Source organism: Aquamicrobium ahrensii (genome assembly GCF_040545755.1).
Taxonomy (GTDB): Bacteria; Pseudomonadota; Alphaproteobacteria; order Rhizobiales; family Rhizobiaceae; genus Mesorhizobium; species Mesorhizobium ahrensii.
In genome coordinates this window covers 95885-117628 of record NZ_JBEPMN010000008.1, presented here as the reverse complement: position 1 = coordinate 117628, position 21744 = coordinate 95885, and the positions used below count along the sequence as shown (strand labels likewise).

22 protein-coding genes, 1 tRNA gene and 1 other annotated feature are annotated in these 21744 nt (G+C 63.7%); of the genes, 13 read left to right on the top strand and 10 right to left on the bottom strand.

Going from position 1 to position 21744, the window contains the following annotated elements; all coding sequences use genetic code 11:
- The first annotated feature begins 222 nt into the window (after nt 1–222).
- The 4 genes from ABID44_RS12025 to lpdA are packed head-to-tail and all read left to right on the top strand — an operon-like array spanning nt 223 to nt 5252.
- Nucleotides 223–1455, top strand: coding sequence for a 3-methyl-2-oxobutanoate dehydrogenase (2-methylpropanoyl-transferring) subunit alpha (locus ABID44_RS12025; protein ID WP_354151945.1), 1233 nt, complete (start codon nt 223–225; stop codon nt 1453–1455).
- A 3-nt stretch (nt 1456–1458) separates the two neighbouring features.
- On the top strand, nt 1459–2472 hold the full coding sequence (locus ABID44_RS12020; RefSeq protein WP_354151944.1) for an alpha-ketoacid dehydrogenase subunit beta: 1014 nt from the start codon (nt 1459–1461) through the stop codon (nt 2470–2472).
- A gap of 1 nt (nt 2473) precedes the next feature.
- Nucleotides 2474–3802, top strand: a complete 1329-nt coding sequence (locus ABID44_RS12015; protein WP_354151943.1) for a dihydrolipoamide acetyltransferase family protein — start codon at nt 2474–2476, stop codon at nt 3800–3802.
- 55 nt (nt 3803–3857) lie between these two features.
- Entirely contained in the window at nt 3858–5252 is a 1395-nt protein-coding gene (gene lpdA / locus ABID44_RS12010; protein ID WP_354151942.1) for a dihydrolipoyl dehydrogenase, read from the top strand.
- 108 nt (nt 5253–5360) lie between these two features.
- Here lpdA and ABID44_RS12005 read toward each other — a convergent pair whose 3' ends face one another.
- The 4 genes from ABID44_RS12005 to ABID44_RS11990 all read right to left on the bottom strand — a co-directional run bounded on the left by ABID44_RS12005 (nt 5361) and on the right by ABID44_RS11990 (nt 8999).
- Nucleotides 5361–5798, bottom strand: a complete 438-nt coding sequence (locus tag ABID44_RS12005) for a BA14K family protein (RefSeq protein WP_354151999.1) — start codon at nt 5796–5798, stop codon at nt 5361–5363.
- 145 nt (nt 5799–5943) lie between these two features.
- Nucleotides 5944–7428, bottom strand: a complete 1485-nt coding sequence (locus ABID44_RS12000; RefSeq protein WP_354151998.1) for a SulP family inorganic anion transporter — start codon at nt 7426–7428, stop codon at nt 5944–5946.
- Nucleotides 7429–7496: 68 nt separating this feature from the next.
- Nucleotides 7497–7552, bottom strand: a sequence feature (sul1 is cis-regulatory element that is thought to sense ions involved in sulfur or methionine metabolism; They are found in Alphaproteobacteria).
- A gap of 110 nt (nt 7553–7662) precedes the next feature.
- A tRNA-Arg gene (locus tag ABID44_RS11995) sits at nt 7663–7739 on the bottom strand.
- Between the two features lie 96 nt (nt 7740–7835).
- Nucleotides 7836–8999, bottom strand: a complete 1164-nt coding sequence (locus ABID44_RS11990; RefSeq protein ID WP_354151941.1) for a M20 aminoacylase family protein — start codon at nt 8997–8999, stop codon at nt 7836–7838.
- A gap of 176 nt (nt 9000–9175) precedes the next feature.
- Here ABID44_RS11990 and ABID44_RS11985 point away from each other — a divergent pair, with 176 nt between their 5' ends.
- Both ABID44_RS11985 and ABID44_RS11980 read left to right on the top strand, forming a co-directional pair.
- The gene (locus tag ABID44_RS11985) at nt 9176–10291 is read left to right on the top strand and encodes a D-alanyl-D-alanine carboxypeptidase family protein (RefSeq protein ID WP_354151940.1); all 1116 of its coding nucleotides are present in this window, start codon (nt 9176–9178) and stop codon (nt 10289–10291) included.
- Nucleotides 10292–10300: 9 nt separating this feature from the next.
- Entirely contained in the window at nt 10301–11404 is a 1104-nt protein-coding gene (locus ABID44_RS11980; RefSeq protein WP_354151939.1) for a CobW family GTP-binding protein, read from the top strand.
- A gap of 51 nt (nt 11405–11455) precedes the next feature.
- Here ABID44_RS11980 and ABID44_RS11975 read toward each other — a convergent pair whose 3' ends face one another.
- The 5 genes from ABID44_RS11975 to ABID44_RS11955 all read right to left on the bottom strand — a co-directional run bounded on the left by ABID44_RS11975 (nt 11456) and on the right by ABID44_RS11955 (nt 15428).
- The gene (locus ABID44_RS11975; protein WP_354151938.1) at nt 11456–11689 is read right to left on the bottom strand and encodes a sulfurtransferase TusA family protein; all 234 of its coding nucleotides are present in this window, start codon (nt 11687–11689) and stop codon (nt 11456–11458) included.
- 7 nt (nt 11690–11696) lie between these two features.
- Nucleotides 11697–12977, bottom strand: a complete 1281-nt coding sequence (locus tag ABID44_RS11970; RefSeq protein WP_354151937.1) for a L,D-transpeptidase family protein — start codon at nt 12975–12977, stop codon at nt 11697–11699.
- A 304-nt stretch (nt 12978–13281) separates the two neighbouring features.
- Nucleotides 13282–14232: an acetyl-CoA carboxylase carboxyltransferase subunit alpha gene (locus ABID44_RS11965; RefSeq protein ID WP_354151936.1), complete on the bottom strand. Its 951-nt coding sequence runs from the start codon at nt 14230–14232 to the stop codon at nt 13282–13284.
- Nucleotides 14233–14338: 106 nt separating this feature from the next.
- The gene (locus tag ABID44_RS11960; RefSeq protein ID WP_354151935.1) at nt 14339–15256 is read right to left on the bottom strand and encodes a site-specific tyrosine recombinase XerD; all 918 of its coding nucleotides are present in this window, start codon (nt 15254–15256) and stop codon (nt 14339–14341) included.
- A 19-nt stretch (nt 15257–15275) separates the two neighbouring features.
- Entirely contained in the window at nt 15276–15428 is a 153-nt protein-coding gene (locus ABID44_RS11955) for a histidine kinase (protein WP_354151934.1), read from the bottom strand.
- Nucleotides 15429–15557: 129 nt separating this feature from the next.
- Between ABID44_RS11955 and ABID44_RS11950 the strand changes: the two genes are divergently transcribed.
- From ABID44_RS11950 to ABID44_RS11935, 4 genes are all read left to right on the top strand, one after another.
- Complete coding sequence (locus tag ABID44_RS11950; protein ID WP_354151933.1) at nt 15558–16154, top strand: shikimate kinase; 597 nt, start codon at nt 15558–15560, stop codon at nt 16152–16154.
- Nucleotides 16151–17266, top strand: coding sequence for a 3-dehydroquinate synthase (gene aroB, locus ABID44_RS11945; RefSeq protein ID WP_354151932.1), 1116 nt, complete (start codon nt 16151–16153; stop codon nt 17264–17266). Before ABID44_RS11950 ends, aroB begins: the two co-directional genes overlap by 4 nt.
- Nucleotides 17266–18165: a transporter associated domain-containing protein gene (locus ABID44_RS11940; protein ID WP_354151997.1), complete on the top strand. Its 900-nt coding sequence runs from the start codon at nt 17266–17268 to the stop codon at nt 18163–18165. The genes aroB and ABID44_RS11940 overlap by 1 nt, the downstream gene beginning before the upstream one ends.
- A gap of 91 nt (nt 18166–18256) precedes the next feature.
- The gene (locus ABID44_RS11935) at nt 18257–19147 is read left to right on the top strand and encodes a dihydrodipicolinate synthase family protein (RefSeq protein ID WP_354151931.1); all 891 of its coding nucleotides are present in this window, start codon (nt 18257–18259) and stop codon (nt 19145–19147) included.
- Between the two features lie 11 nt (nt 19148–19158).
- Here ABID44_RS11935 and ABID44_RS11930 read toward each other — a convergent pair whose 3' ends face one another.
- A complete protein-coding gene (locus tag ABID44_RS11930) occupies nt 19159–19461 on the bottom strand; it encodes a BolA family protein (protein WP_354151930.1) in 303 nt (100 codons plus the stop codon).
- A gap of 177 nt (nt 19462–19638) precedes the next feature.
- Between ABID44_RS11930 and ABID44_RS11925 the strand changes: the two genes are divergently transcribed.
- The 3 genes from ABID44_RS11925 (at nt 19639) to ABID44_RS11915 (ending at nt 21734) form a co-directional block, all read left to right on the top strand.
- Complete coding sequence (locus ABID44_RS11925; RefSeq protein ID WP_354151929.1) at nt 19639–20253, top strand: J domain-containing protein; 615 nt, start codon at nt 19639–19641, stop codon at nt 20251–20253.
- A 130-nt stretch (nt 20254–20383) separates the two neighbouring features.
- Nucleotides 20384–21370, top strand: a complete 987-nt coding sequence (cobS, locus tag ABID44_RS11920) for a cobaltochelatase subunit CobS (RefSeq protein WP_354151928.1) — start codon at nt 20384–20386, stop codon at nt 21368–21370.
- A gap of 16 nt (nt 21371–21386) precedes the next feature.
- Nucleotides 21387–21734 carry a GFA family protein gene (locus ABID44_RS11915; RefSeq protein WP_354151927.1) on the top strand — a complete coding sequence of 116 codons (348 nt, stop codon included), beginning with the start codon at nt 21387–21389 and terminating at the stop codon, nt 21732–21734.
- The last annotated feature ends 10 nt before the right edge of the window (nt 21735–21744 follow it).

Genomic DNA, 21744 nt, shown 5'->3' with positions numbered 1-21744 from the left:
TTCCGCGAAGTGGCCGGATGTGTGGGAACGAAATGCCGGCGCGCAGCATTGCTTCGTGGACGAGCATTTCCTGTTCCCATTATTGCCGCCGGATGATCGTCAAAAACGGGAAATTGCTCCGGTTTCCTGCCAGTATCGCTCCATCGCCGCCGCGAACCGCGTCGCTGCTGGTCAGGCCGCGATAATGTGCGATGATCGGACGTGGCGACAGGAGGAGAGGTCATGACCGATACCGGAATGTTGCGTTTTCACGTGCCTGAACCGGAGGTGAGACCGGGCGGGGCGCCGGATTTTTCGAATGTGCCGATCCCGAAGGCCGGCTCCGTGCCGCGTCCCGAGATCGATGTCGATCCGCGCGACATCCGAGACCTCGCCTTTTCCATCATCAGGGTTCTCAACCGGGCCGGCGAAGCTGTCGGGCCCTGGTCCGGCTTGCTCTCCGAGGAGGAACTGCTTGAGGGCCTGCGCCATATGATGACGCTGCGCGCCTTCGACGCGCGCATGCAGATGGCGCAGCGGCAGGGCAAGACTTCATTCTACATGCAGCATCTGGGCGAGGAGGCGGTAAGCTGCGCCTTTCGCAAGGCGCTGGCGCCGGGCGACATGAATTTCCCGACCTATCGTCAGGCCGGGCTGCTGATCGCGGGCGGCTATCCGATGGTCACCATGATGAACCAGATCTATTCCAACGAGGCCGACCCCCTGAAAGGCCGGCAACTGCCGATCATGTATTCCTCGAAGGAGCATGGCTTCTTCTCGATCTCCGGCAATCTGGCCACGCAGTATATTCAGGCGGTGGGCTGGGCGATGGCTTCGGCCATCAGCGGCGACAATCGTATCGCCGTGGGCTGGATCGGCGATGGATCGACGGCTGAATCCGACTTCCACGCGGCGCTGGTGTTCGCCTCCACCTACAAGGCTCCGGTGGTGCTCAATGTGGTCAACAACCAGTGGGCGATTTCGACGTTTCAGGGGATCGCCCGCGGCGGCTCGGGAACATTCGCCGCGCGCGGTCTTGGCTTCGGCATTCCGGCGCTACGGGTCGACGGCAATGATTACCTCGCCGTGCATGCGGTGGCGAAATGGGCGATCGAACGGGCGCGGCGCAATCTGGGACCGACGCTGGTCGAGCACGTAACCTACCGCGCCGGCGCGCATTCGAGCTCCGACGATCCCTCCGCCTATCGGCCCAAGGCCGAATCGGATGCCTGGCCTCTCGGCGACCCGGTCATCCGGCTGAAGAATCATCTCATCCGGCTTGGCGCGTGGTCGGAGGAACGACATGCCCAGGCGGAAGCGGAAATTCTCGATACGGTGATCGCGGCGCAGAAAGCGGCTGAAGAAAACGGCACGCTGCACTCCGGCAACAAGCCTTCCATGCGCGACATGTTCGAAGGGGTGTATGAGCGGATGCCGCCGCATTTACGGCGTCAGCGCCAGCAGGCGGGGGTGTAGGCCATGGCGCGCAAGACCATGATCGAGGCCATTCGCGACGCCATGGATGTTTCCATGGGTCGCGACGAGCGGGTCATCGTGTTTGGCGAGGACGTCGGCTTCTTCGGCGGCGTGTTCCGCTGCACGGCCGGTTTGCAGGCCAAATATGGCAAGAGCCGCTGTTTCGATGCGCCGATCAACGAATCCGGCATTGTCGGCGCCGCCATAGGCATGGCGGCCTACGGGCTGCGGCCATGCGTGGAAGTGCAGTTCGCCGACTATGTCTATCCGGGTTATGACCAGATCGTTTCGGAGGCGGCGCGGCTGCGCTATCGTTCCAATGGCGATTTCACCTGTCCGATCGTGGTGCGCATGCCGTCCGGCGGCGGCATATTCGGCGGGCAGACCCATAGCCAGAGCCCGGAGGCGCTGTTCACCCATGTCTCCGGTCTGAAGGTGGTGGTGCCGTCCAATCCGCGTGACGCCAAGGGCCTTCTGATCGCGGCGATCGAAGACCCCGATCCGGTGATCTTCTTCGAACCGAAACGCCTCTACAACGGCCCGTTCGACGGACATCACGAACGCCCGGTCACGCCTTGGTCGAAGCATGAGCTGGGCGAGGTGCCGGACGGGCACTACACCGTGCCGCTCGGCAAGGCCGCGATCCGGAGCGAGGGCGACGACGTCACCGTCCTGGCCTACGGCACCATGGTCTACGTGGCCGAAGCCGCAGCCAGGGAGACGGGCGTCGACGCCGAGATCATCGATCTGCGGACCTTGCTGCCGCTCGATCTCGACGCCATCGTCGCCTCGGTGAGCAAGACCGGGCGCTGCGTGGTGGTGCACGAGGCGACGCAGACCTCGGGTTTCGGCGCCGAGCTCGCCGCTCTGGTGCAGGAGCGCTGTTTCTACCAGCTGGAAGCGCCGATAGCGCGGGTCACGGGCTGGGACACGCCCTATCCGCATGCGCAGGAATGGGACTATTTCCCAGGCCCGGCGCGCGTCGGCCGTGCGCTCATGGAAACGATGGAGGCTTGAGATGGGCGAACATGTCATCAGGCTTCCCGATGTCGGCGAGGGTGTGGCGGAAGCCGAACTGGTCGAATGGCACGTCAAGGTCGGCGACATGGTGCGCGAGGACACGGTTCTGGCCGCCGTGATGACCGACAAGGCGACGGTCGAGATTCCTTCGCCGGTGGACGGTGAAATCCTGTGGCTTGGCGCGGAGATCGGCGACACGGTCGCCATCGGCTCACCCATCGTGCGGCTCAAGGTGGCCGGCGAGGGCAATACTGGGCATGGCGAGGCGTCGCCGGAACCACAGGCGGCTCCCGAAGCCTCCGGTCAGGAAGAAAAAGCAGCTTCCGCTCCCGACAAGGCGGCGATGCCTTCTGTTTCGGAGCGCGGTGGGGAGCCTGCGGCGACTCCGACTCCAGGCCCGACCACGGCCCGGCAGGGCGGGGTGCGTGGGGTCAGCGCGCCGCGCCGCGAAGGCGAGAAGCCGCTGGCTTCGCCCGCAGTGCGTCTCAGGGCGAAAGAAGCCGGCGTCGATCTGCGGCAAGTGCCGGGCAGCGGCCCGGCCGGCCGCATCGGGCATGAAGATCTCGACGCCTTCATCGCGCGCGGCGCTCAGGCGACCAGGGGCTCCGGCCTCGTGCGCAGCGACAAGGTCGAGGAGATCAAGGTTGTCGGCCTGCGTCGCAAGATCGCTGAGAAGATGCAACTCGCCAAAACGCGCATTCCGCACATCACCTATGTCGAAGAGGTGGATGTCACGGCGCTGGAAGAGCTGCGTGCCGGGCTCAACAAGCAAAAGGCGGGTTCGGATAGGCCGAAGCTGACGCTGTTGCCCTTCCTCATGCGCGCCATGGTCAGAGCCATTGCCGAGCAACCGCATCTCAACGCTCTCTATGACGACGACGCCGGCGTCATCCGCCAGTATGGCGGGGTGCATATCGGCATCGCCGCACAGACCGCCAGCGGTCTCGTCGTGCCGGTTGTGAAGCACGCGGAGGCGCTTGACCTTTGGGAGAGCGGCGTCGAACTGAACCGGCTGGCGGAAGCTGCGAAATCCGGCACGGCGACGCGCGAGGAACTGTCCGGCTCCACCATCACCATCACCTCGCTCGGGGCGATGGGCGGCGTGGTGACGACGCCGGTCATAAACTATCCGGAAGTGGCCATCATCGGTGTCAACAAGATGATGGTGCGGCCCATGTGGGATGGCGCGCAGTTCGTGCCGCGCAAGATGATGAACCTGTCGTCCTCCTTCGACCATCGTGTCATCGACGGCTGGGACGCCGCCGTCTTCGTGCAGCGCATCAAAGGGCTGCTCGAAACTCCGGCCATGATTTTCGTGGGAGAATGACCATGCGGCCAATATTCCGATGCCGGCTAAATAAATTGAGCGAAGGAATGGCCGAATGAAGGAGATATCCTGCAAGCTTCTGATCATCGGCGCTGGTCCGGGCGGTTATGTCTGCGCCATCCGGGCGGGGCAGCTCGGACTGGACACAGTAATCGTCGAGGCCGGAAAACCCGGCGGAACCTGCCTCAACATCGGCTGTATACCCTCAAAAGCCCTGATCCATGCCGCCGATGAGTTCGAAAAGGCGGTTCATCGCGCCGGAAATGACGATCCTCTCGGAATTTCCGCCAGCGCGCCGACACTCGATTTCTTAAAAACGCTGGCCTGGAAAGATGGTATAGTTAGCCGACTTACCAGCGGTGTCGCAGGCTTGCTCAAAAAGGCCCGGGTCAAATATGTGCAGGGCCACGCGCGTTTTCGGGACGGCAAGACGATCGAGGTCCAGACCGAAACAGGTTTGCAGATCATCCGGGCCGAGAATGTCGTCATCGCCACCGGTTCTGCGCCGGTCGAACTGCCTTCCCTGCCTTTCGGCGGACGGGTGATCTCGTCCACCGAAGCGCTGTCGCTCAAGGGCGTGCCGCAGAAACTGGCCGTGGTGGGCGGCGGCTATATCGGACTGGAGCTCGGCATTGCCTTCGCCAGGCTGGGCGCCAGGGTGACCATCGTCGAGGCCCTGCCGCGCATCCTTGCCCTGTATGACGCCGAGCTGGTGCGGCCGGTTTCGAAGCGGCTTGCGGCCCTTGGCGTCGACGTCCTGGTCGGGGCAAAGGCCAAAGGCCTGTCCTCGAAAGGCGATGCGCTGCTGGTCGAGACCGCCGACGGCAAGGACAGGAAGATCGCCGCCGACCAGGTGCTGGTCACCATTGGCCGCAAGCCGGTGACGGAGGGATGGGGTCTCGAAGAGATCGACCTCGACATGAAGGGCCGCTTCATCCGCATCGACGACCGCTGCCGCACCTCCATGCGTGGCGTCTATGCCATTGGTGACGTCACCGGCGAGCCGATGCTGGCGCACCGGGCCATGGCGCAGGGCGAGATGGTGGCCGAAATCGTCGCCGGCCACCGGCGCAGTTGGGACAAGCGCGCCATTCCCGCCATCTGCTTCACCGATCCCGAACTGGTGATAGCCGGACTGTCTCCGGAGGAAGCGAAGGCGCAGGGCGAAATCAAGATCGGAATGTTTCCCTTTTCCGCCAATGGCCGGGCCATGACAAGGCAGGGCGAGGACGGCTTCGTACGCGTGGTGGCGCGGGCGGACAATCATCTGGTGCTGGGCGTTCAGGCGGTCGGGCAGGGCGTGTCCGAGCTGTCGGCCGCTTTCGGGCTGGCGCTGGAAATGGGCGCGCGGCTGGAAGACATCGCCGGCGCCATCCATGCGCACCCGACGCAGGGCGAGGCCTTTCAGGAAGCCGCGCTCAAGGCGCTCGGTCTGGCGCTGCACGCGTGAACGGCCGTTGCGCCTACCGGCGCGCCTCTACGCCGACGGTCTGTTGTCCGGCGACAGGCCCGTCATCCAGAAGGATGGCGGGCGGCTTTTCTCTCTAAAATTAGTTGATCAGTAGGGCGAGCGGCACTGCCTTCGCGGTCCATTATAGGGCTGGAACGTATTGTCCGATGCGCGGTAGCTGCGATACTGGCCATAGCACCATTGCACATGTGCGTTACCGCCCTGCGGCTGATTGGCGATAGCGCCGCCGATTGCTGCACCAAGACCGAACGCGGCCAAGGGATACCAGAAACCGTCCGAGTGACGGCGATAGCCCCTGCGCTGACTGCGCTGGCCTGTATATCCTTTCCAGTGCCCTCGCCGATTGGCGTTCGATTGATGATTGGGGCGCTTCCTCAATTGCCTCTTGTATTGGATGGTTTGAAAGTCCGACTGGACGCCCGACACGGTAATTGGCGCCACAGGCGCGACCGGAGCTGCGGCGGAAGGAGCGACGCCCGCCATCCCAAACGCCAAGCTGAGCGAGCTGGCGCAGAATGCTGACATGATTTTTTTCAATTGTGCCTCCAGATGTTGCCGAGCGCGGGTTCGCCCGAAACATACCAATGAGTGGGAAGATATTTCGTTCCATGGTTGAACTGGCTGTTCGGTCGCCGCCGTACCCGCAGCCTCGCGACTCGTTGGCGAGGCGTTAATGCCCGAGTACCTTTTCCATAGCGTCGGGGCGGTTTTGCATGGCGAGCTTGTCCATGATGGTGGCGCTGGCTTCGTTGAGGCCGACAACCTTGATGTCGACGCCGGACCTGCGGAATTTGAGAACGGCCTTGTCGATGGCGTTGACGCCGGTGAGGTCCCAGATATGGGCCCGGCTGACGTCGATGGTGACCCCATCCAGCGGTTCCGCAAAATTGAAGGCGTGGAGGAATTCGTCGGCGGACGCAAAGAATATCTGGCCTTCGATATAATAGTTCCGGTGCCTGCTGTCGTCTGAAAGCGTGGAGGTGACGCGGAAGATCTGCGCGACCTTCCAGGCGAAGAAAATCCCCGAAAGCAGGACGCCGACGCCGACGCCGAGCGCCAGATTGCGCGTGGCGACGACAGTGATCACCGTAGCCAGCATGACGAGGCTGGAGCGGCGCGGGTGGTGGCGCAGATCATTCAGGGATGACCAGTTGAAGGTTCCGACCGACACCATGATCATGATGGCGACGAGGGCGGGCATGGGGATGAGGCCGACCAGATCGCCCAGCACCACCAGCAGGAACAGCAGGAAGGCGCCGGCGGTGAAAGTCGAAAGCCTGGTGCGGCCGCCCGACTTCACGTTGATCACCGACTGACCGATCATGGCGCAGCCGCCCATGCCGCCAAAGAAGCCGCTGGCGATGTTGGCGACGCCCTGGCCGATGCTCTCGCGGTTCTTGTCGCTGTTTGTGTCTGTCATCTGATCGACGATCGACGCGGTCAGCAGGCTTTCGAGCAGGCCAACGGCGGCGACGGCGATCGAGGTGGGCAGGATGATCAGCAAGGTTTCGAGGTTGAGCGGAACATCGGGGAACATCAGGCTGGGCAGGGAAGCAGGCAACTCGCCAAGATCGGCCACGGTGCGGATGTCTATTCCGAGCGCGAGCGCGAGAGCGGTCAAGACGAGAATGCAGATCAATGGGGAAGGCACGACCCTGGTCAGCCTCGGAAACAGGTAGATAATGGCGAGGCCGGCGGCGATCAGAACATAGGTTTCCCACGTCACCCCGATCAACTCCGGCAGTTGGGTCATGAAGATGAGGATGGCGAGCGCGTTGACGAAGCCCGTCATCACCGAGCGCGAGACGAACCGCATGATGGAGCCGATGCGCAGCCAGCCGGCGACGATCTGGATGACGCCGGCGAGAATGGTGGCGGCGAGCAGATATTGAAGCCCGTGCTCGCGCACCAGCGCGCCGAACAGCACCGCTGTGGCGGCCGTAGCGGCCGAGATCATGGCGGGGCGGCCGCCGGCGAAGGAAATGACGATGGCGATGACCACCGAGGCGTAGAGCCCGACCCGCGGATCGACGCCCGCGATGATGGAAAAGCCGATGGCCTCGGGGATCAGGGCAAGGGCGACGACGACGCCGGCGAGGATATCGGCGCGAATGTTGGAGAACCAGTCACGGCGGATTTTTTCAATTGAGAACATCAATGCGCAATGTAGCTCCCGGTCGGTTCGCGGAGCGAGCCAGACGCTTGGAAAGTGAGCTTTTTCTCGAGTGTCCGGCGGATCGGCGGCCGGAAGAGCCACCCGGAATTTCACCGGGTCCAGGATGAGTGCAAGTGGTCATTGCCACAGCAATCTCTTGCTGACAAGACGAGAGCCCGGTTGTGCTCGATGTCCGCCGGAATGGTGCTTGTCGGCCTAAGCCACTGATTTTATTGGTGATCCCGGCAGGAATCGAACCTGCGACCTACAGATTAGGAATCTGCCGCTCTATCCTACTGAGCTACGGGACCACTGGAGCAGACACATAACGGTTTCGCGTCCGCTCGCCAAGGCTGGGATTGAGCAAAAATCCGCTCCGCCGCCGGAAAATCGAGCGGGAGACCGGATCAGGCAGCCAGGGCCGTTTCCGCCAGCCTGACCCAGTAGCTGACGCCGTGCGGGATCGCTTCGTCGTTGAAATCATAGGCGGGATGATGGAGGCCGGCGGTGTCGCCATTGCCGATGAAGATGAACGCGCCGGGCCGCGCTTCCAGCATGTAGGAAAAATCCTCGCCGGCCATCAGCGGCTGCATGTCCCGATCGACCTGGCTTGCGCCCGCGACCTCGGCGGCCACATCGCCGGCGAAGACGGTTTCATGCGCATGGTTGAAGGTCACCGGATAATTGGGCCGGAAATCGAGTTCGACCGCTACGCCGAAGGTGGCGGCCGTGCCGTCACACACGGCCTGCAGGCGTTGCTGGGCCAGCTTTGCCGTTTCGGTTTTCAGCGTGCGAACCGTGCCGGCGAGCAGGGCGTTTTCGGGAATGATGTTGTGGGCGTCGCCGGCATGGAATTTGGTGATCGACACCACGCCCGCTTCCAGCGGATCGACATTGCGGCCGACGATGGACTGGGTGGCGGTCACCAGATGGCTGGCGGCCACGACCGGATCCATGGAGTGATGAGGCATCGCGGCGTGCCCGCCGCGTCCGGACACCTTGATGTCGAATTCGGCGGTCGCGGCGAGGATCGGCCCCTGGCGGATCGCGAACTGGCCGACCGGCAGGCCAGGCATATTGTGCATGCCGAACACATTCTCGATGCCGAAGCGCTCCATCAACCCGTCGCTGACCATTTCGCGGCCGCCGCCACCACCTTCCTCGGCGGGCTGGAAGATCACCACGACAGCGCCGGCGAAATTGCGGGTCTCGGCCAGATAGGCGGCCGCGCCGAGCAGCATGGCGGTGTGGCCGTCATGGCCGCAGGCATGCATCTTGCCGTCATGAGTCGAGGCATAGGGCTTGCCCGTGATTTCGCCGATCGGCAGCGCATCCATGTCGGCGCGCAGGCCGACGGTGCGTCCGTCGCCCAACCTGCCGCGGATGACGCCAACCACACCCGTGCGGCCAATTCCGGTCACGATCTCGTCGCAGCCGAAGGCGCGCAGCTTGCCGGCCACGAAGGCGGCTGTCTCGATGACGTCGAAGCCGAGTTCAGGCTTGCTGTGCAGATGGCGGCGCCAGCCGGCGACTTCTTCCTGCATTTCGGCGGCGCGGTTCAGGATCGGCATTGCTTCTCTCGGCTCCGGATGGACAAATCACGATCGCGGGACGACGACCGGCCTTTGCCATGTTGATGTCATATAGGTTAAATAGCACCGGCTGAAGCGGCCGGGGAAGAGCGGGCGGCGCCATTGCTGCGCGCGCGGGGCCAGACCGACCACGGCACAGGATATTTGAGATTGTGATGACCACCACGCGTTTCGTGAAACTGGCGCTTTTCGGCGCGCTCGGACTTGGCGCTCTTTCGGCGCCTGCGTCCGCAAATCCGACGCTGCTTTTCGAACTGAACACAGGCAAGGTGCTTGCGCATGAAGATGCGTTCAAGCGCTGGTATCCGGCGTCCCTGACCAAGATGATGACCGCCTATGTCGCCTTCCGGGCCATCGAAGCGGGTGAGGTGGCGCTCGATTCGCCGATCAGAATGACCCGCACCGCCGTCAACCAGCCGCCCAGCAAAATGGGCTTCAAGGTCGGCCAGGTGATGCGGCTCGACAATGCGCTGAAGATGATGATGATCAAGTCGGCCAATGACGTGGCGATGGCGATCGGCGAGAATATCGGCGGCACGCAGGCCGATTTCGCACGGCGCATGAACGCCGAAGCCGCCCGGCTTGGCATGACCGGCTCCCATTTCGTCAATCCGAACGGCCTGTTCGCCCCGGAGCAATATACGACGGCGCGCGACATGGCGCTGCTGGTGACGGCGCTGCGCCGTGATTTTCCGCAGTATAACGCCTGGTACGGGATCGAGGGACTCGCTTTCGGTAAAACCCGAATCCCCAACTACAATCTGCTGGTTGGCCGCTATCCCGGCGCAGACGGCATGAAAACCGGCTTCGTGTGTGAATCGGGCTTCAATCTGATCGGCACGGCCACCCGCAACGGACGTACGCTGGCGGCGGTGGTGCTGGGCGAGAAGAACGGGCTTGCCCGCGCCGAGGCGGTGGCGAAGCTGCTCGACGAAGGCTTCGCCACAACCGGATCAGGCAGCGCCAGCATCGCGACGCTGGCGGCTTATGGCGATACGCAGACGCCGACGGACCTGCGTCCGGTGGTGTGCAAGCCCGCCGAAGCGGCGACCCAGTCGGAAGCCTCCACCGGCCCGAAGGAGGACAGGCCGAAGTCGATCTATCAGCAGAAGCTCACCGATCCCAAGCTGGTGGTCGTCAGCCTTGGCGGCGCCACCGGCCCAGTTCCAAAAGCCATGATCGGACGCGCCGAATATGCGGACGTGCCGGTGCCGGGCTGGCGTCCAGACCTGCCGCCGCCGGTATTCGCCACCTCGGCGCAGGGCGGTTGATTGTCATCCATGTCCGGATTTCCCATTCCCGTCACCGTACTGACCGGCTTCCTCGGCTCCGGCAAGACGACGCTGCTCAACCGCCTGCTCAAGAATCCTGAGCTCAGGGACACCGCCGTCATCATCAACGAGTTCGGTGACGTCGCCATCGACCACCTGCTGGTCGAGCAAGCGTCGGACGGCATCATCGAATTGTCGGATGGCTGCCTGTGCTGCACGGTGCGCGGCGAACTGGTCGATACGCTGGCCGAACTGGTCGACCGTGTGCAGACCGGGCGTATTCCGGCCTTGTCGCGGGTGGTCATCGAGACGACCGGCCTTGCCGATCCGGCTCCGGTGCTGCAGTCGATCATGGCGCATCCCGCGCTGGTGCAGGCCTTCCGGCTGGACGGCGTTGTGACGCTGGTCGACGCGGTCAACGGCGCAGCCACTCTGGATGCCCATATGGAGGCGGTGAAGCAGGCGGCGGTGGCCGACCGCATCGTCGTTTCAAAGCTGGACATGGCGCAGAACGAGGCCGTCCCGGCGGGGCTGATGGCGCGGCTGCGCCGGCTCAATCCGTCCGCGCCCATCCTCGATGTCCGCAATACGGCGCTTGCGGACCTGTTCGGCTGCGGGCTTTACGACCCCGAAACCAGGATCGCCGATGTGCGCCGCTGGCTGGGCGAAGCGCAACATGACCATCACGGGCATGATCACCATCATCATGATTGCGATCACGACCATGCGCATCACCACCGTCACGATTCGCGCATCCGCACCGATACGCTGATCCATGAAGGGCCGGTGCCGTTTGCGGCCATCGAGATGTTTCTCGACCTCCTGCGCTCCAACCATGGCGAGAATCTTCTGCGCATGAAGGGAATCGTGGAACTCGCCGAAGACCCGTCGCGGCCCCTGGTGCTGCACGCTGTGCAAAAGACGCTGCATCCGCCGGCGCGCCTGCCCTCGTGGCCCGATGACAAGCGCGGCGCGCGGCTGGTGCTGATCACGCTCGATATGCCGGGCGACTATGTGGCGCGGCTGTTTGCTGCGATCACCAACACGCCGCAGATCGACATGCCGGATCGCGCCGCGCTCGAAAACAATCCGCTGGCGATACCCGGTCGGTAAGCCCGGGTGTCCGGACGCCGCACGGCGCGTCGCAATCGTGCCGGATGCGCCTCATGCGCCCCGTTGGATCAGGAAACGGTGAGCGCCGTCGAGCGCCATGGTCTCGATGAGAAGATGGCCGGCTTCGGCGCAGAAGGCGGGAATGTCGAGCACGGCGAGCGGATCGGTGGTTTCCAGCCAAAGCCGTGCGCCCTGCGGCAGGCCGGCGAGGCGCTTGCGCGCCTTCAGCACCGGCAAGGGACAATTCAGGCCCCTCAGATCGTAGATGTCGATAGCATCGTGCAAGGCGATGTCAGCCGCCGAACATGCCGAGCAGCCGCTTCTTCAGCTTCGCGGCCGCGCCATCATCGGCCGGAACGCCGGACTGGGCCGCCTGCACCTGCAGCGCCTGCTGGGCCGGTGTCTGCGCTGCAACCTCCGCGGCTTTGGCGGCAGCGGCGGTTTCCACCTTCTGCGCTTCCTCAGCCGCTCTGGCGGCGGCGATGGCGGCCGCCTTTTCCTCGGCGGCTTTCTTCTTCGCCGCCTGTTCGGCGTCGATTGCCGCCATGCGGCGGCCTTCGGCCGAATCGATTCGCCCCATGCGCTCCGTATGGGTGACGGTGCCGTCGGCGTTCAGGGTCGGGGGTTCGACCGGCACGCGCTCCCCGCGCGCACGCTTGCGCGTCCACTCCGAAACGATGTTGGCTTCCTTGAGGCCGCCGATGGTCGGCTTCGGCGCTGGCGTCGAGGATTTCATCGCGCTGGCGAAAGCGGCTTCATAATTGCTCTGATAGCTGCTGTAGGCGACTTTCAGCGAATCAGGCTGCGTGGTCGCCGGGCAGATGCCGGTCGGGTTGAAAGGCTGACCATCCACCGGAAGCTGGTTGAACACGTAGCGCCGCTCGCACACGTCCACCTTCGGCGGCACCTTGGTCAGCTCGAAATGGTCGTAGCCGACTTTCAGCATCTTCCAGAAGTCGTAGTTCGGGTCGCTGCGGTAGCGCGCCATGTTGGCGGCGGTCATGCGGAAAGGAAACGCCTGCACCTGGAACTCGGTCTGGCCGCCCTGGAACGCGTCGCGACCGAAGGCGTAGATCTCCTCGATCTGCTGGTCGGTCATGGAATAGCATCCCGCCGAAGAACAGGCGCCATGCACCATCAGATTGGAGCCGGTGCGCCCGTTGGCGCGGTCATAGGCATTGGGGAAGCCGATATTGAAGGCCAGATGGTACTGCGAATTCGGCTTCATCTGCGAAGGCCGCACCGTATAGAAGCCTTCCGGGGCCTGACGGTCCCCCTCGGTGAACTTCGGGCCGAGCTTGCCCGACCATTTGCAGATGTCGTAGCTGGCGATGACGTCGTAGCGGCCGTTGGTCTTCTGTTTCCAGATTTCGAGCTTGCCTTCCTCCTTGAACACGCGCGCCAGGATCGGCGACGTCTTGTTCATGCTCTTGGCCTTCATGGCCTGCTGGATCTTGGGCGGAAGCTGCCGGTTGGCGTGCTGGGGCGCGAAATCCCCGATGGAGGAATCGGTGCAGCCGGCAAGCGCGATGGCCCCGATGAGAAGTCCGGCCCTGGCGAATCTGGTCAGCATGGACACGCTCTTCGTCTTTCCCAGTCATCTGGCCCGTCGGCCAGGCATAACGTCGCTACTGGCGGAAATGAACGTTCGCACGGTTCGTCACCGAACGGCATGCCTGTCCAATTCCGTTGGAAACGACCCTTTCGATGCGCCGATCGCGAGCCTTTTCCTGAAATTGCTATAAACTCGTTAACCTTGCAAAATCCTTACCGCAAGCCGGCCCGACACACCTCTCCGCCGGAATAGCCTTCACAGCTGCGTTATCGGCGAATGCGGCGGCATCTTTATGGCGAAAATGCGGTGGTGACCGCAACGATCAGAGGTTGCGGCCCATCGCCAGGTATTTTTCGCGGCGCTGCTCGCGAAAATCGACATTGCTTTCGCCGAATTCCTTCATGGTGCGCGCGATCAGGTCGCCGGTCGCCTTGATGACCGTTTCGGGCGCGCGGTGAGCGCCGCCCAGCGGTTCGGGAATCACCGCGTCGACAATCTTGAGGTTGAGGAGGTCCTGCGCGGTGATCTTCATGTTGGTCGCCGCGTCCTTCGAGCGGGTGGTGTCGCGCCACAGGATCGAGGCCGCGCCCTCCGGCGAGATCACCGAATAGATGGCGTGCTCCAGCATGTAAACCCGGTTGCCGATGGCGATGGCGATGGCCCCGCCCGAGCCGCCCTCGCCGATGATGATGGAGATGGAGGGCGTCTTGAGGCCAAGTCCGGCGGAGGTCGAACGCGCAATGGCCTCGGCCTGGCCGCGCTCCTCCGCGCCGACGCCGGGATAAGCGCCGGCGGTGTCGACCAGCGAGATCAGCGGAATGCCGAAGCGGTCGGCAAGCTCCATGATGCGCACCGCCTTGCGGTAGCCTTCGGGACGCACCGAGCCGAAATTATGCCTGAGGCGGCTGGTCGTGTCGGAGCCCTTTTCCTGACCCAGGATCGCCACCGGCTCGCCGCGGAAGCGGGCGAAGCCGCCGATCAGCGCCTGGTCCTCGCCGAAGGTGCGGTCGCCGGCCAGCGGCGTGAACTCGGTGAACAGGCTGCGCACATAATCGAGGCAGTGGGGGCGGTCGGGATGGCGCGCCACCTGCACCTTCTGCCAGGGCGTCAGCGCCTTGTAGAGGTCGCGCAGCGCATCGCGCGAGCGTTTTTCAAGCCGTGCGATCTCGTCGGCGACATCCACGGACCCGCCGTTTTCGGCGAGCTTCTTAAGCTCGAGGATCTTGCCTTCCAGATCGGCAACCGGTTTTTCGAAGTCGAGATAATTGTACATTCGTGAGCGGACCAGTGCGCCGGAAATGGCGTTGATTGATGCCTGCGCAACCCTGAACAGAAGGTTATCAGGCGCGAAATGTCGCCCTCACATAGCGATATGAGGCCTAGTCGGCAAGCGGATGGTGGTCATTGACGAGCCGCACCAGCCGCTCTTCCAGAACATGGGTGTAGATCTGGGTGGTGGAGATGTCGGCGTGACCCAGCAACTGCTGCACGGCGCGGAGGTCGGCCCCGTTCTGCAACAGGTGGCTGGCGAATGCATGGCGCAGCACATGCGGGGAAATCTTCGCGGAGGAAATGCCGGCCCGCGCGGCAAGCCCCTTGAGTTCGCGCGCAAAAACCTGTCGCGCCAGATAGCCGCTCGCCGAAGCCGCCGGAAAAAGGAACGGGCTCTCTGCGAAGGCCGCCACTCTCGCCCGCGCCGCCAGCCAGGCCTGCATGGCGGTGCGCGCCTTGGTGGACAGCGGCACCATGCGCTCCTTGTCGCCCTTGCCTTTCACCATGAAGAAGCGGTCGTCGCGCAGGGCGACGCCAATAGGCAGCCCGACCAGTTCAGAGACGCGCAAGCCCGTGGCGTAAAGCACCTCGACCAGCGCATGAAGACGCAGGGCTGCGATGACGTCGCCCCCCGCAAGCGCGGTGTCGGCGGCTTCCGCCGCAGCCTGGTCGAGCAGGCGTCCGGTCTCGGTTTCGCTCATCGTTTTGGGAAGCGAAAGTTTCTTCTTCGGACTGTCCAGCGTGCCGGTCGGATCGTCGCCGCGCAGTCCTTCCGCATAGAGGAAGGAGAAGAACTGGCGCAATGCGGAAAGCTTGCGAGCCTGCGAGGATGATGCGAAGCCGCGCGCTGCGATCCCGGCCAGATAGGTGCGAAGCGCGGCCGTATCGGCCGCCGCGAGTCCGCCGCCGATGGACAGACCGGCGTCTTCAAGATCGCGACGATAGGATTCCAGCGTGTTTTGCGCCGCCCCCCGCTCGGCGCTCATCATTTCGAGGAAGGCTTCGATGCGGGCTGCATCCTTCATGGGCGCCTGCCGCCGGTTGTCACGGTTTTTCCGGATTCAGTCTTTCGGCCGGAATGCGCACGCTCAGTTCCGCCTGCTTCGGTTCGACGAACATGACCAGCGCCACCATGGCGCCATAAACGATGCCGGCCAGTACGGCGAGCGTGACGACGAAACGGAACAGTGTCGGCATGAATTTTCGCTGGTTCTTTCTCGCCGGCCCGGAATTGTTCCCTTATGAGGCGACGTTGCGGCTATTTCAAGAGTATGCAGGCCGCTGCGCTGCTTGACGCAACCCGGCTTTTCATGTGGATACGCCACGATGAACGCACAGCAGGCACCCGCAAAGCAAGCCGGCCGCGCCGCCCTCCTTGAAAGGCTGGGCGGACGCTCCATCGTGTTCGTGGGCCTGATGGGGGCGGGCAAGACCTCCATTGGCCGCAAGGTGGCCGGCGCGCTCGGCCTGCCCTTCGTCGACAGCGACATCGAGATCGAGGAGGTGTCGCGCATGACCATTCCCGAACTGTTCGAAGCCTATGGCGAGCCGGAGTTCCGGGCGCTGGAGCAGCGCGTCATCGCCCGCATCCTCGAAACCGGGCCGAAGGTTCTCTCCACCGGCGGCGGAGCCTATATGAACGAGCATACGCGGGCCGCCATCGCCAGCGAGGGCGTGTCGGTGTGGCTGAAAGCCGATCTCGACCTGCTGATGGAGCGGGTGGCGAAGAAGCAGAACCGGCCGCTGCTGCGCGATCCCGATCCGCGCGGCGTTCTCAGGCGGCTGATGGACGAGCGCTATCCGGTCTATGCTCTGGCCGACATGACGGTGGTGACGCGCGACGAAACCAAGGAAGTGATCGCCGCCGAGGTGGTCGAGGCGATCAGCCGCCATATGGGGCTTTCCGACGAGGTGGACGAGTGAACGAAGACGTGAAGGTCGAGGTCGGGCTTGGCGAGCGGGCCTATGACATATTGATCGGACCGGGGCTGGTCGGGCGCGCCGGCGCGGAGATCGGCCGACGGCTGCCGGGCGTTCGCGCAGCCATCGTCACCGACGAGAATGTCGGCAAACAGCATCTTGAAGTGCTGAAGCAAGGGTTGGAAGCGGGCGGCATCGCCTCTTCTTCCATCGTTTTGCCGGCAGGTGAAAAAACCAAGAATTTTGCTGCCCTTCAGGAAGTAGTCGATGCGGTTCTGGCGGCGCGGCTGGAGCGCGGCGATGTGGTCATCGCCTTTGGCGGCGGCGTGATCGGCGACCTGTCCGGCTTTGCGGCAGGCATCGTGCGGCGCGGTATGAACTTCGTGCAGATCCCCACCTCGCTGCTGGCGCAGGTCGATTCCTCCGTCGGCGGCAAGACCGGCATCAACAGCGCGCGGGGGAAAAATCTCGTGGGCGTGTTCCACCAGCCGAAGCTGGTGCTGGCCGACACCGCCGTGCTCGACACGCTGCCGGTGCGCGAGTTTCGCGCCGGTTATGCCGAGGTCGCCAAATACGGGCTGATCGACCGGCCGGAGTTCTTCGCCTGGCTGGAGAAGAACTGGCGGGAAGTGTTTTCCGGCGGTCCGGCCCGCATCGAGGCGATCGCGCAATCCTGCCGCGCCAAGGCGGATGTGGTGGCGCGCGACGAGTTCGAGACCGGCGACCGCGCCCTGCTCAATCTCGGCCACACTTTCGGCCATGCGCTGGAGGCGGCTGTCGCCTATGACGGCGCGCGCCTCGTGCATGGCGAGGGCGTCGCCATCGGCATGGCTCTGGCGCATCGCTTTTCGGCGCGGCTCAACCTTGCCAGTCCCGACGATGCGGCGCGCGTCGAGGCGCATCTGAAGGCCGTCGGCCTGCCCTGGCGCATGGCCGACATTCCCGGCGATCTGCCGGATGCCGAAGCGCTGCTTTCCTTCATCGCGCAGGACAAGAAGGTCAGTCGCGGGGCTCTGACCTTCATTCTGACGCGCGGCATCGGCCAGTCCTTCATCGCCCGCGACGTGCCGACATCGGAGGTGCTGGCCTTTCTGAAGGAGAATCACCCGGGATGATGGAAGCCGGCTGGATCGTCGCCCTGATCCTGGCGGCCCTTGGCGCCGCCGCCTTCCTGCTGCGCCACAGGCTTTCGCAGGCCATGGGCTATGTGCGAGCCGGCCAGGATCGCGTGGAGGAAAGCCCGCGCGGCAACGGTGCGCGCTCGGACCGGCAATGGCTTGGCGAGCGCTTCGAGCTGGACGAGCTGGAAGTCTCCGACGTGATGGTTCACCGCACCAATATGCGCTCGCTCAACGCGGACAATCCGCCTGAAATCATCGTGCGCGAAATCCTGCAGAGCCATAACACCCGCATGCCGCTGTGGCGCGGCTCGCTCGACAATATCGTCGGCGTGCTGCACGCCAAGGACGTGTTGCGCGCGCTGGATGAAGCCGGCAACGACTTTTCCCGCATCGATTTGGTGAAGTTCGCGGAAAAGCCGTGGTTCGTGCCCGACACGACCACATTGCAGGAGCAGCTCAACGCTTTTCTCAGGCGCAAGGCGCATTTCGCCATTGTCGTCGACGAATATGGCGAGGTCGAAGGACTGGTGACGCTGGGCGACATCATCGAGGAGATCGTCGGAGAGATCGCCGATGAAGGCGACATCGACCTGGCCGGCGTCAAGAAGGAGGCGGACGGCTCGGTGGTGATCGACGGCACCGTGCCGATCCGTGACCTCAACCGCGCTCTCGACTGGAACCTGCCCGACGAGGAAGCGACGACGATTGCCGGCCTCGTCATCCACGAGGCGCAGTCGATCCCGGAAGAGAAGCAGGCCTTCACCTTCCACGGCAAGCGGTTCGTGGTGATGAAGCGCGACAAGAACCGCATCGCGCGGCTGAGGATCAGGCCGGCCGACGAAGTGCAGGCCGCCCCTCTCCCGACCACGCCACAGCAAAAAGCTGGCGCATAGGGCCTGCCCCAATCATTTTCCGTCGCAGGCCGACGGACAGGACCCTGTCGCGGCGTTAGTTTTGGGGCAGCGTCGAAAAGGAATGGGACTTATGGGGTTGAACCCGTTTCACGGACTTTCCGCCTTTCCTCTCACTCCCACGGATGCCGATGGGCGCGTGCAGGAAGACCTGCTCGCGGTTCTTCTGGAACGCATCCATGCATCGGGCGCGGACTCGATCGGACTGCTCGGCAGCACGGGCGGTTATGCCTATCTCACGCGCGCCGAACGGCGGCGGGCCGTTCATGTCGCTGTGGAATGTCTTGGCGGCGAACGTCCCCTCATCGTGGGCGTCGGTGCGCTCAGGACCGATGAGGCGCAGGCGTTGGCTCGCGATGCGAAGCAGGCCGGTGCGGACGGGCTGTTGCTGGCGCCGATGTCCTACACGCCGCTGACCGAGGAAGAGGTCTTCCAGCACATGGTTGCGGTGGCGGAAGCAGGCGGCCTGCCGCTGTGCATCTACAACAATCCCGGCGTCACGAAATTCACCTTCAGCGAAGGCCTGATCGCCCGCCTGTCGAAGACGCCGAATATCGTGGCGGTGAAGATGCCCTTGCCGGCCGATGGCGATTTTGAAGGCGAACTGGCCCGTCTGCGGGCAGCCGCGCAGCCCGGTTTCGCCATCGGCTACAGCGGCGACTGGGGCGCGGCGGACGCCATGACTTCGGGAAGCGATGCATGGTACAGCGTCGTGGCCGGCCTTCTCCCGGAACCGGCCCTGAAGCTGGTGCGCGCCGCCCGGGCGGGAGACGAGGCCGAGGTCAGACGCATCGACGCCAGATTCCAGCCGCTCTGGGCCTTGTTCAGGGAATTCGGCAGCTTCCGCGTCATGTATGCGATTGCGGAACTTCTCGGGTTGTTCAGCCTTGCGCCGCCACGTCCGATTCTACCCTTGTCAGGCGAGGCCCGGGAAAGAGTGGACGCGGCGCTGCAATATCTTTGATTGCAGCGCAATCACCAGCGTGTTTTCTCGCCAGGGGCCGCCGGTTCCACGGCCAGCGCATGGAGGCCGCCCGCAATCTCGTCGGCCAGCGCGTCGTTGACCGCCCGGTGGCGTTCGATGCGGTTCATGCCGGCAAAGGCGGGAGAGACGATACGCACCCTGAAATGCGTCTCGCCGGCGCCGTCGAAGGTGGCGTGATGATCGGAATCATGGTGATGGTGCCCGGCATGGAGATGGCTCTCGTTGATGACGACGAGCCGTTCCGGCGCGAAGACCCCGGTCAGCTTCTTCTCGATCCGCTCATGTCTGGACATCAATCCGGCTCCTCACCATATGGGCCCTGCTGCGGTCATATGACCCTCGATATCAAGCGTCATCGCCACAGAATGCGCAAAATCTGGCACGATCCACGTTGCCTACGGGTTAGGGACACGGAAAGCGCAAATGTCAATTCTTGTTTCGTCGCGGCGAAGGGCCCATAGAACGGTCAGATGAAACCGTACCCCAAATATTTCGAAAAGATTCGCATTCGCCGCGACAAGGACGCGGACGCGAAGACCGAGGCGCCGCTGTGCCAGTGGGATCGCTGCCGCGAGCCTGGCACCCATCGCGCGCCGGTGGGCCGCATGCGCGAGGGCGAATATTTCCGCTTCTGCTTCGACCATGTGCGCGAATATAACAAGGGTTTCAATTATTTCTCCGGCGTGTCGGATTCCGAGGTCGCCCGCTTCCAGAAGGAGGCGCTGACCGGCCACAGGCCGACATGGAAGATGGGCCTCAACAGTTCGACGCGCTCGGCGCCGGATTTCGCCCAGATGCGCTCGGGGCGCGCCGGCTACTACAACCGCATGCGCGACCCGTTCAACGTGTTCGGCGCCGATCCGGACACGCCGCCGCGCCAGCGCAAGGCGCGACCGCTGGAGACCAAGGCGCTGGAGACGCTGGGGCTGACCCCGCAGGCGACTTCCGCCGAAATCAAATCGCGCTACAAGGAACTGGTCAAGCGCCATCATCCGGATGCGAATGGCGGCGACAGGGGCTCCGAGGACCGGTTCCGCGACGTGCTGCAGGCCTATCGGGTGCTCAAGCAGGCGGGCCTGTGCTGATAAGTGACAGGGCCAGAGCGTTTTTCCAACTTTCATCCGGCTGGAAAAGGCTTTAAGACCGCCCCGGACAAACCATGATTGCCGGCGAAGACATAGTCTTTCTTTCGCCCGTGGAGACGTTGGGAACATCATGAACAAGGTCGATCGAGACATCGCCAACCTGCCGGATACGACGGTTTCGGTGAAAGATACTTTCGGATTCGAATCGAAGATGGTCGTGCCGGCCTATGCGGCGCCGAGCGAGCATGTGCCCGACATCGACCCCGATTATCTGTTCGACAGGAACACCACCCTCGCGATTCTGGCGGGCTTCGCCTACAATCGCCGGGTGATGGTGTCGGGCTATCACGGCACCGGCAAGTCGACCCATATCGAGCAGGTCGCCGCCCGCCTCAACTGGCCCTGCGTGCGCGTCAATCTCGACAGCCATGTCAGCCGTATCGACCTGGTCGGCAAGGACGCTATCGTGCTGCAGGACGGCAAGCAGGTGACGGAGTTCCGCGACGGCATCCTGCCCTGGGCCTATCAGCGCAACGTCGCGCTGTGCTTCGATGAATATGACGCCGGCCGTCCCGACGTGATGTTCGTCATCCAGCGCGTGCTGGAGGCTTCCGGCCGTCTGACCCTGCTCGACCAGAGCCGCGTCATCCGCCCGCATCCGGCCTTCCGCATCTTCGCCACGGCCAATACGGTCGGCCTCGGCGACACCACCGGCCTCTATCACGGCACTCAGCAGATCAATCAGGCGCAGATGGACCGCTGGTCGATCGTGACGACGCTGAATTACCTGCCGCACGACAACGAAGTGAACATCGTCATCGCCAAGGCCAAGCATTACCGCGACGAGAAGGGCCGCGAGATCGTCAACAAGATGGTGCGCGTCGCCGACATGACGCGCTCGGCCTTCATCAATGGCGACCTCTCCACGGTGATGAGCCCGCGCACGGTGATCACCTGGGCCGAGAACGCCGAGATTTTCGAGGATGTGGGCATGGCCTTCCGCCTGACCTTCCTCAACAAGTGCGACGAGCTTGAGCGCCCGGTTGTGGCCGAGTTCTACCAGCGCGTGTTCGGCGAGGATCTGCCGGAAAGCGCCGCCAACGTCGTGCTGGGGTGAGAAACAGGAGAACGGCGTGAGCTATCAGGGCGGATGCCATTGCGGCAAGGTGCGGTTCAGCGTCGAGGTCGACCTGTCGAGCCCCATCACCTGCAACTGTTCCTACTGCGCCAAGCGCGGCAGCATCCTGGCCTTCACGCCGGCCGAGGCTTTTTCGCTGGAAAGCGGCGAAGCCGACCTCACCGAATATCAGTTCAACTCGAAGACCATCGAGCATCTGTTCTGTAACGTCTGCGGCATGGAATCCTTTGCGCGCGGCACGATGCCGGATGGCAAGAAGATGGTGGCGGTGAACGTCCGCTGCCTTGACGGCGTCGACCTCGATGCGCTTGAGCCGCATCAGGTGGATGGCCGCTCGCGCTGACAGGCGACAG